This window comes from Nocardia sp. NPDC051832 (genome assembly GCF_040681285.1).
GTDB lineage: Bacteria > Actinomycetota > Actinomycetes > Mycobacteriales > Mycobacteriaceae > Nocardia.
This window is the reverse complement of sequence record NZ_JBFAYL010000003.1, coordinates 738919-748427: the sequence shown is the minus strand read 5'-3', so window position 1 is coordinate 748427 and position 9509 is coordinate 738919. Positions and strand designations below refer to the sequence as shown.

General features: G+C 69.5%; 11 protein-coding genes. 4 read left to right on the top strand and 7 right to left on the bottom strand.

Annotation, left to right across the window (positions count from 1 at the left end):
• Positions 1–401 precede the first annotated feature (401 nt).
• Positions 402–1076, bottom strand: coding sequence for a GAP family protein (locus AB0M14_RS21215; protein ID WP_364997466.1), 675 nt, complete (start codon positions 1074–1076; stop codon positions 402–404).
• Positions 1077–1176: 100 nt separating this feature from the next.
• Between AB0M14_RS21215 and AB0M14_RS21210 the strand changes: the two genes are divergently transcribed.
• Entirely contained in the window at positions 1177–1560 is a 384-nt protein-coding gene (locus tag AB0M14_RS21210) for a hypothetical protein (RefSeq protein ID WP_364997464.1), read from the top strand.
• A 3-nt stretch (positions 1561–1563) separates the two neighbouring features.
• On the opposite strand, the gene cobM is transcribed toward AB0M14_RS21210, so the two are convergent.
• The gene (gene cobM / locus AB0M14_RS21205) at positions 1564–2313 is read right to left on the bottom strand and encodes a precorrin-4 C(11)-methyltransferase (protein ID WP_364997462.1); all 750 of its coding nucleotides are present in this window, start codon (positions 2311–2313) and stop codon (positions 1564–1566) included.
• A gap of 35 nt (positions 2314–2348) precedes the next feature.
• Positions 2349–2774: a PPOX class F420-dependent oxidoreductase gene (locus AB0M14_RS21200; protein ID WP_364997460.1), complete on the bottom strand. Its 426-nt coding sequence runs from the start codon at positions 2772–2774 to the stop codon at positions 2349–2351.
• A gap of 66 nt (positions 2775–2840) precedes the next feature.
• On the opposite strand from AB0M14_RS21200, the gene AB0M14_RS21195 reads away from it, so the two are divergent.
• Complete coding sequence (locus tag AB0M14_RS21195; RefSeq protein WP_364997458.1) at positions 2841–3635, top strand: DUF1460 domain-containing protein; 795 nt, start codon at positions 2841–2843, stop codon at positions 3633–3635.
• A 4-nt stretch (positions 3636–3639) separates the two neighbouring features.
• Here AB0M14_RS21195 and AB0M14_RS21190 read toward each other — a convergent pair whose 3' ends face one another.
• Both AB0M14_RS21190 and AB0M14_RS21185 read right to left on the bottom strand, forming a co-directional pair.
• Entirely contained in the window at positions 3640–4257 is a 618-nt protein-coding gene (locus AB0M14_RS21190) for a response regulator transcription factor (RefSeq protein ID WP_364997456.1), read from the bottom strand.
• On the bottom strand, positions 4254–5423 hold the full coding sequence (locus AB0M14_RS21185; RefSeq protein WP_364997454.1) for a sensor histidine kinase: 1170 nt from the start codon (positions 5421–5423) through the stop codon (positions 4254–4256). Before AB0M14_RS21185 ends, AB0M14_RS21190 begins: the two co-directional genes overlap by 4 nt.
• 130 nt (positions 5424–5553) lie before the next feature.
• Between AB0M14_RS21185 and AB0M14_RS21180 the strand changes: the two genes are divergently transcribed.
• The gene (locus AB0M14_RS21180; protein WP_364997452.1) at positions 5554–6612 is read left to right on the top strand and encodes an ABC transporter permease; all 1059 of its coding nucleotides are present in this window, start codon (positions 5554–5556) and stop codon (positions 6610–6612) included.
• 17 nt (positions 6613–6629) lie between these two features.
• Positions 6630–7355, top strand: coding sequence for an ABC transporter ATP-binding protein (locus tag AB0M14_RS21175; protein ID WP_364997450.1), 726 nt, complete (start codon positions 6630–6632; stop codon positions 7353–7355).
• A gap of 64 nt (positions 7356–7419) precedes the next feature.
• Here AB0M14_RS21175 and AB0M14_RS21170 read toward each other — a convergent pair whose 3' ends face one another.
• Positions 7420–8541: a metallophosphoesterase gene (locus AB0M14_RS21170; RefSeq protein ID WP_364997448.1), complete on the bottom strand. Its 1122-nt coding sequence runs from the start codon at positions 8539–8541 to the stop codon at positions 7420–7422.
• Positions 8538–9506 (bottom strand): LysR family transcriptional regulator, encoded by a 969-nt coding sequence (locus tag AB0M14_RS21165; RefSeq protein ID WP_364997446.1) that lies wholly within the window; start codon positions 9504–9506, stop codon positions 8538–8540. The genes AB0M14_RS21170 and AB0M14_RS21165 overlap by 4 nt, the downstream gene beginning before the upstream one ends.
• Positions 9507–9509: the final 3 nt, after the last annotated feature.

The following is a 9509-nucleotide window of genomic DNA, read 5'->3' as shown; positions in this document are numbered from 1 at the left end:
ACCAAAGTCGCTGTTCCCGCCCTCATCCAGCCGGTCCAACCGAAACCTCGCTTCCGGAACACCACGCAAGCGCTCCCCGACGACACCCGGACAGGACGCTCACCTATCGAAGCGTGGCGCCCGCGTGTCCAGGTTCAGTTCTCATAATCAATCAGGCACAAAAATGTTCATTGGCACTATCTGTCCAAGGTCGATCTCGTTACATGGGATCGACCAAGACCAATACCCACCGACCGGCACCGCCGGGACCTTCGCTGCAGACCACCGAAACAATCTACCGTCGCCGCCTGCCCCGAACCAACCAAGATCCATAGCCAGCGAGCATGATGCCTGGCACACGCGTCGTCACGAGTTTGCTGGATTTGCTGTCGGCGATCTCACAGTCGCCCGGGGGACCGCTGTTACCAGAGCTGATGCGCGTGCCGGAGCGCGTCCACCAGCAGCGCCGCACCGAGGAGAACGAACAAGATCCGCACCGACATCGGGCCGTACCGCGTCATCGCCCGGACCACTCCGCGATAGATCAGCCGGGCCCGGGGCGTGCGCCGGGTGCCGATCAACAAGATCAACAACGGCGGCAGCAGCGCGAGTGCGCAGTAGGCGATGACTATCAGCGGCCAGCCCGGCGGATCCTGCGCGGAGATCATCGCCAGACCCGCCACATAAGGGACGGCGGTCGGAGCCTGAGCCAGCCCGATGGCCATCCCCGCGAGCCCCAGCAGCCACGGCCGCCGCCGCATCCGCACCGTCCACTCCGGCGGCTGCGCCCGCGCGGTCACCGGCAACGCCGCGACAGCGATCAACGCCAGCCCGATCCCCAGCTCTCCCCAATACCGCAGGCTGGGCGTGAGCTCGATGTCGATCAATCCGCTCAGCGCGTGGAACCCCAGCACGGTCCCCACCCCGAAGGTGGTGGTGATCGCGAAAACCCCGGCGAGAAAGCTCAGCCCACCCGGGACCGGCGACCGGCGGGCCAACCGGCTGTCGACGACGACCGCGGTCATGACCCCGGCCACCAGCACATCGAGAGAATCGAGGAATGCGAACCCGGCGAGGGCCAAGAGAAGGGTCAGCATAACGACGCGAGCCTACGCGAACAGCCGATTACGGCGGCGTCCCCGAATCGGTAGCCTCGGGACGCACAAGATCGACCCGAAAACCGAGGGGGACGTAGCGATGGCGTTGTTGAGCACCGTGGGGATCTACCGCGAGATGTACCAGGGTAAGGAGCAGCTGCCGTTGCTGCGGGAGTCACAGGCGACGCAGGCGCTGGGTGATCAGCAGGAGATTCTGCGGTACATGCGTGCGGCGACACCGGTTTTCGACGTCCTCGAGGACGTGCTCGACCTGGTCGACAACACCATCACGATTCCCAGCGGGCCGTCGCTGATCTCGGACGGCAGATGGATCTGGCGGGTGGACTCCATCCATTACCTCACCACCTACCGCCTGGCCTTCCCGGACGAGTTCGTCCAGCACGTCCGAAGCCAGAACTACCGCCCGCCCCTTACCATCCCGGCCACCGACGAATTCGACGCCGAGGTCCTCACCTACTTCTGACGGTCACCCGTCGCGGCGGCGGGCCGGGTCGTAGAGGTGTGACACGGTGCAGTCCAGCGCGGGCGTGAGAGCGCGGCCGACGAGGATGATCGCCGCTTGCCGCAGGCCGGCGGCCTCGACCTGATCGGCGATGCCGGTGAGGGTGCCGCGCAGGATCAGCTGATCGGGCTGGCTGGCGCGATAGACGACAGCGGCCGGGCAGTCCGGGCCGTAGTCGGCGATCAGCTCGCCGGCCAGCGTCCGGATTCGGGTGATGGCCAGGTGCAGGACCAGGGTCGCGCCGGTGCGGGCGAAGTTCGCGAGCGCCTCGGACTCGGGCATCGCGGTGGAGCGCGCCTGAGTGCGGGTGAGCACGACCGACTGGACCAGTTCGGGAACGGTCAATTCGGTACCGAGCAGTGCGGCCGCGGCGGCGTAGGCGGGGACGCCGGGCGTGACGTCCCAGGGGACGGAGTGCGCGTCGAGACGGCGGGTCTGCTCGGTCAGCGCGGAGTAGAGGGACGGGTCGCCGGAGCAGAGGCGGGCCACGTCCTGCCCCGCCCGATGGGCCCGCACCAGGTGGTCGGTGATCTGGTCGATGTCCAGGTGCTGGGTGTCGATCAGTTCGGTGCCGGGCGCGCAGTGGGCGAGCACCTCGGGATCCAGGTAGGTACCCGCGAAAAGGCAGACGGGCGAGCGGCGCAGCAGTTCGACCGCGCGCACGGTCAACAGGTCCGCAGCCCCCGGCCCGGCCCCGATGAAGTGCACGGTCATGGCGCGCAGTCTATGCAGTCCGGCGGGCGGCGGCCTCAGGCGGTCGCGTCGAAGGAGGCGATGACCTTGGTGGGATGCAGGCGGACCACGAGCTCGCCGGGAACCCCGTTGCGCTTGCCGAATTCCTCGGCGCGATCGGCGCCCATGTAGCGGCCGCCGATCTCGGTGGCGGTGCGCAGCAACTCCGCCGGGTCCTCGGAGAGGGTGACGGCGCCCTGGATCTGGACCGAGCCGTACGGGGCTTCCTCCAAGTCGACGCAGAAGGCGATGCGCGGGTCGCGGGCGAAGGCCTTGCCCTTGGCGGTGTCCTTGCCGGTATTGAAGACCACGGTGTCCGCTTCCAGGACGAACCAGACCGGCGTGACGATCGGACGGCCGTCGCGGGCGACGAAGGCGACTTTGCCGGTGCGGGTGGCGTGGGTGAGGAACGCACGCACCTTCGGATCCGAGAGGGAGGCCATGCGGCTGAGATTACGGGCTACCGTGGGTGGCGGCCCTGCACCTACTTGCTGGAGGCGAGTCTTGGTATGAACGCTGCGCGCGGCATCGCCCGGATACTGCTCATCCTGACGGCGCTCGTCATCGCGCTGCCCTCGGCACACGCCGCCCCCGCGATCGACGAGGTCACCGCGCGGAAGATCGATGAGCTGCTGGCGGTGCGGGGCGAGCAGGCGCGGAGCAAAGGCGAGCTGATCGAGGCGCTGTCGAGCCGGTTCCTGGGCACGCCGTACGGGGCGAACATGCTGATCGGCTCGGCGAACCGGCCCGAGGAGCTGGTGGTCGACTTCCGCCGCGTGGACTGCTTCACCTACCTCGATTACGTGGAGGCGCTGAGCAGGTCCGCGACCCGCGACGAGTTCACCGCGAACCTCGTCGAAACCCGTTATGCCGGCGGCGCGGTCGATTTCCGGGCGCGCAAGCACTTCTTCACCGATTGGGCGGCCACGCCCCGGATCGCGGCCACCGACATCACCGGCGCCCTGAGCCCGGCGGCGGTCGCCGTCACCAAGCACCTGAACGCGAAAGCCGATGGCGGGCAGTATCTTCCGGGCGTTCCGGTGGTCGATCGGCCGATGACCTTCATTCCGAGCGCCGCGGTGGACGACGCCGTGGTCAGTCAGCTCCGCACCGGTGATTACCTCGGCGCTTACACCGATCAAGCCGGTCTGGACGTCACCCACGTCGGCATCTTCGTGATGACCCCGAACGGGCCGGTGTTCCGCAACGCGTCCTCGCTGGCCGAGAACATCAAGGTCGTCGACTCACCCCTCTTCGACTACGCCCGCACGGTGCCCGGGCTGATCGTCCTCCGCCCGCGGTAACCGCTCAGATCGCACCCTGCTCGCGGGCGCGGGCCACCGCCGAAGTACGCGAGCGGACACCGAGTTTCGCGTAGATGTGCACCAGGTGCGACTTCACGGTGGTCTCGCTCAGGAACAGCTCCTTGGCGATCTCCCGGTTGGACTTCCCGTCCGCGACCAGGCGCAGCACCTCGATTTCGCGGGGGCTCAGGGTGGTGTCGGCGCGGCGGACGCGCGTCATCAGCTTGGAGGCGACCGCCGGGGAGAGCACGCTCTCGCCCGCCGCCGCCGAGCGGACCGCGGCCAGCAATTCCGGCGGCGGGGTGTCCTTCAGGATGTACCCGCAGGCGCCCGCCTCGATGGCACTGAGGATGTCGGCGTCGGTGTCGTAGTTGGTGACCACCAGGACATTCGGCGGTTGCGGGAGCACGCGCAGTTCAGTGGTGGCGTCGACGCCCGAACGACCGGGACCGAAGCTCAGATCCATCAGCACCAGGTCTACCGGCGTGGTGGCGCAGAAAGCAACGGCCGCTTCGGCGGAGGGCACATCGCCGACAACCGTGATGTCGCCACTACCCTCCAGCAGCGCGCGCAGACCGGCCCGCACAATGGCGTGGTCGTCGGCGAGCAGCAGTCGGATCATGCGCGCTCTCCCGAAACATTCGAATCGAACGGGAACGACACCGTGACAGCGGTGTGGCCCGGCTCGGATTCGACCGCGAAGGTTCCGCCTTGCTGCTCCACCCGGGACCGCATCGCGGCCAAGCCGAAGGAGCCCGTGGGCGCGTGCGCGAGGACCGTGGGCTCGATGCCGACGCCGTTGTCGACGACGTCGAGGAACACCTCGTCGTCGGAGTAGGTGAGGGTGAGGCGCATTCGATCAGCCTGCGCGTGCTGGACGACATTCGACACCGCGCCCTGGGCGATGCGCACCAGCGCGGCTTCGATCGGCATCGGCAGCCGTTCGGGCGCGCCTTCGACGACCAGCTGGGCGGTCACCCCTTCAGCGCGTAGGCAGATGCGCTCCAGCGCCTGCGCGAGGGACTGCCCGTCCAAGGCGGCCGGGGCCAATTCCGCGATCAGCCTGCGGGTTTCGGCGAGGTTCTCGGCCGCGGTCTCGCGCGCGAGCTGAATCTGTTGCAGCGCGGGATGTTCCGGGGCCGACTGTTCGGCGGCGTGCAGCAGCAGCTGAATGCTGCTGAGGCCCTGGGCGACGGTGTCGTGGATCTCCTGCGCGAGACGTTCGCGTTCGGCAAGCTTGCCCGCGTTGCGTTCCTGCTCGGCGAGCGTCTCCCGGGTGCTGAGCAATTCGTCGATCAGCCGCTGCCGCTCGGCCGACTCCCGGAACAGTGCCTGATAACCCAGGCCGATCCCGACCGCGACGGCGGCGCCGATGACCGGTCCGATCACCCCGCCCACCGCCCAGCCGCGCTGCATGCCGAACCCGGCGACGGCGACCCCGGTCGCCGCCACCACGGCGAGCAGACTCCACGGGCGCGGCAGCAGGTGGAGGTAGAGGAAGAACAGTCCGAACGCGAGATACCCGGCGTCCGGCGCGAGCGGCACGAGACAGAGCCACAGGACGGTGAGCAGGCCGAGCCAGGCCAGGATTCCGCCCGGTCGGCGGCCGACCTTCGAGCCCGCGAAGTAGGTAATAAGGAAAGCCGCGACGAGCAGCAGCACCGGGACCGGGTGCTCGGACTCCGGCAGCAGCGCACGGACCGCCGTCACCGCCGCCAACGCCGTCACCAGCACATGCAGGCCCAGCCGCAGCGCGGTGAAGACAGGGGTGAGCGGCGAAGAGTGCACCTTGTCAGCTTATGTGCGGCTACCCAGACGGCATCCACCGAAAGACGTAATCGGCCGACCACCCTTCGATCGGGGCGGGCTCGTTCCCCCGCGCGATGGCCGGGACTCGAATTCGCGGGAGGGTGAAGTCATGTTCGTAGCACTGCGAGATCTCCGGGCCGCGCGCGGCCGATTCGGCCTGATAGCGCTGGTCGTCACGCTGGTAGCGCTGCTGGTGAGTTTCCTCAGCGGGCTCACCGCCGGGCTCGCGCACCAGAATATTTCGGCGGTCGAATCGCTGTCGGCCGACCAGCTGGTGTTCGCCGACACCGGCGCGGGACCGTCGTTCGACGCGTCCGCGCTCAGTCCGCAACAGGTGTCGGCGTGGCAGCGCGCCGCCGGCGCCACCGGCACGGTCGAGCCGGTCGGGATCAGCCGCGCCGAGGCCGATCGGGCCGGGTCGCCGCCCGCGCAGGTCGCCCTCTTCGGGGCCGCGCCCAGCACCGTTGGCAACCGTGCGGCAACCGATCCGGGCAGCGTCGTGCTGAGCGACGGCGCGGCCAAGAGCCTGCATGCCGCGGCCGGCGACACCGTCGGCCTCGGCGGCCGGAGCTTCACCGTGGCCGCGATCGACGGCGACGACTGGTACAGCCACACCCCCGTCGTCTGGATGACGCCCGCCGACTGGCAATCGGTGAGCCCGCGCGGCGGCGCGGCGACCGTGCTCGCGGTATCCGGCATCGCCGACGTGGCCGCGGCGAACGCCGCCGCCCACACCACCACGACCACCGTGCCCGGATCGCTGGACGCGCTGGCCTCCTATCAGGCCGAAAACGGTTCGCTCACCTTGATGACGGTGCTGCTGTTCGCGATCTCCGCCCTGGTGATCGGCGCGTTCTTCACGGTGTGGACGGTGCAGCGGATGCCCGACATCGCCACCCTGAAGGCTTTGGGCGCGACCTCCGGCTCCCTGGTCCGCGACGCACTCGGCCAGGCCGCGATCGTGTTGGCCGCCGGGGTGAGCCTCGGCCTCGGAATCACCGTCGCCGCGGCCACATTCATGGGCGACGCGCTCCCCTTCGTGCTGAGCCCGGCCACCACCCTGCTACCGGCCGCCGCCCTGATCGTCCTGGGCCTGGTCGGCGCGGCGTTCGCCCTGCGCTTCCTGTTCACCACCGACCCACTCACCGCCCTCGGCGCGGCGCGCTGATTCCCTTGGAGCACACCATGACCGCCCTCACCCTCGACGACGTCACCCTCACCTACCCCGACGGCGCCGACCGCCTCACCGCCCTGAACCGCGTCGGCCTCACCGTCGCCGGCGGCGAAATCGCCGCCATCACCGGACCTTCCGGCTCCGGCAAGTCCAGCCTGCTCGCCGCCGCCGCCACCCTGATCCGCCCCGACTCCGGCCGCATCCGCCTCGAAACCCCGGACCGCACCATCGATCTCGCCCAGCTGACCCGCCGCGAAGCCGCCGCCGTCCGCCGCTCCGCCATCGGCATCGTCTTCCAGCAGCCGAACCTGATCCCCGCACTCACCGCCGCCGAACAACTCGAGGCCATGTCCCACCTCGGCCAGCACCGCTTCACCTCCCCCACCCGCCGCCGCGAAACCCGCGCCAAGGCAAGGGATCTACTCGCCGCCGTCGGCCTCGCCGACCAGCACGCCAAACGCCCCGCCCAACTCTCCGGCGGCCAGCGCCAGCGCGTCAACATCGCCCGCGCCCTGATGAACGACCCCGCCCTCCTCGTCATCGACGAACCCACCAGCGCCCTCGACACCGAACGCGGCGCCGCCATCATCGACCTCATCCTCGAGGTAGCCCGCACCCACCACACCGCCACCCTCCTGGTCACCCACGACCGCACCCACCTCCCCCAGATGACCTCGGTCTACACCATGACCGACGGCACCCTCACCCGATCCCGAGCAACCGCCCGCGCGGCCTGAGCAGCAACGCGAAAGGCCGGTGACACAGCAGAAGATGCTGTGCCACCGGCCTTTTCGGCGCGGGTTAAGCGGTGCGCAGGACCAGTACCGTGATCTCGCTCGGCGCGAAGACGCGCAGCTGCGGGCCCCAGAAGCCGGTGCCCCGGCTCGTGTACAGCTGGGTGTCGCCGTGCCGGGACAGGCCCGCGACCACCGGCTGCTCCAGCCGGACCAGGTAGTGGAACGGCCAGATCTGGCCGCCGTGCGTGTGCCCCGAAATCTGCAGCGCCACACCGGCCGCCGCGGCCTCGACGACCTGACGCGGCTGATGCGCGAGCAGCACCACCGGCAGCCCGCGTTCCGCACCCGCCAGGGCCGCCGTCAGGTCCGGACCGTGGCCGGGCAGGCCGACGCCGGTCGGGTCGTCGATGCCCGCGAGTATCAGGCGGTCGCCGCCGCGCGTCACGATCTCGTGCTGATTGTGCATGGGCTGCCAGCCGAGGGACGCCATGTGGTCGATCCAGCCCTGGGCATCACCGAAGTACTCGTGATTGCCGGTGATGTAGAACCGGCCCAGCGGGGCCTCTACCTTGCCGAGCGGATCCACCTGCGGATGCCGCTTCGCGACCGAGCCGTCGGCGAGATCGCCCGCGTGGCAGGCGATATCGGGCTGCAGCGAGTTCACCACCTCGACCACCCGCTCCGACCAGCGCAGCCGGTTCAACGCCGCGAAGTGGGTATCGGTGACGACTACCAGGCGCAGCCCGTCCAGGCCCGCGCCGAGACCGCGGATCGGCACCTCCACTGTGCGCACCCGGGGCACTCGCCGCGCCTCGTACACGCCGTAGCCGACCAGCGCCGCGCTCACCACCAGTACGCCGGCCGCGACCAGCTGGGACCGGACCGGATCGGGCACGCCGGCCGCCAGCAATCCGAGCCCGGCGACGTTCCCGAGCAGCGACCAGCTGAACAGCACCCACAGCACGCCGAGCAGGGTGTCGCCGACGATCGACGCCGGGTCCGACTGCGCCGGTCCGTGACCCCGGAACATCGCCGCGGGCAGGCACACATAACCGGCCAGGAACACCGCGCTCCCGATCCAGAACGCCGTACCGGAGCTGGTCGCGCCGACCAGCGTCCACCACGGGAGCAGGAACAGCAGAGCGGGAATCGCCAGGAAGAGGGCGATTCGGGGCACGTATTTCACAGTGGTTCCTCACGGGCGGCCGACTGCGCCAGGTTATACCTCCCGCCCACCGGCGCTCCGACAGACGAACCGAGCAGTATGTTTCGCTGACTCCGGACCTGGTCGCAGAGCGCGTCGACGATGGCGGCGACCTCCGGACGGCGCAGCGCCTCGGTCCGGGTGACCAGCCAATAGGTCAGGCGGACCGAGATCCGGTCCCCCAGCACGCGGAGCAGGTCCGGGTGCCGGTCGGCCATGAAGCAGGGCAGCAGACCCAGCCCGGCCGCGGCCCGGGTGGCCTCGACGTGCACGAAAACATTGGTGGACGTGATGGATTCGCGCATGGCGGTGGCGAAATTCGCGGCCAGGTCCAGGTCGTCGACCTGAAGCATGGAGTCGATGAAGTAGACCAGCGGGTAGCGCGCCAGGTCCTCGGTCGAGCCCGGGATGCCGTGCTCGCGCAGATAGTCCTGCGAACCGTACAACCCCAGGCAGTAGTCACCCAATCGAATCGCCTTGGCGCGCAGCACTTGTGGCTCGCCCACGACGATCTCGAGGTCCAAGCCGGAACGCTGCTGCGAGGCGCGCCGGGTCGCGGTGACTATTTCGACGGAGATGCCGGGATGCTGTCGCTGCACCGCGGCCACGGCGGGCGCGGCGAGGTAGGCGCTGAACCCGTCGGTGGCCGAGATCCGGACCACGCCTTCCAGCACCCGGGTGCCGCCGGTGTCGGCGGTCAGCGATTTCACCGCCGACTCCACCGCTTCGGCCGCGATCAGCGCCGCCCGCCCGAGTTCGGTCAGCTCCCAGCCGCCGGTGACCCGGGTCAGTACCCGCCCGCCGAGGGTTTCCTCCAGCGCCGCGATCCGCCGGGAAATCGTGGTGTGGTTGAGCCCCAGTTCCTCGGCGGCCGAGACGAACCGGCCGGACCGGCCGACCGCGAGCAGGATCAACAGGTCGTCGGCACTGGGTCGACCGGTACTCATATC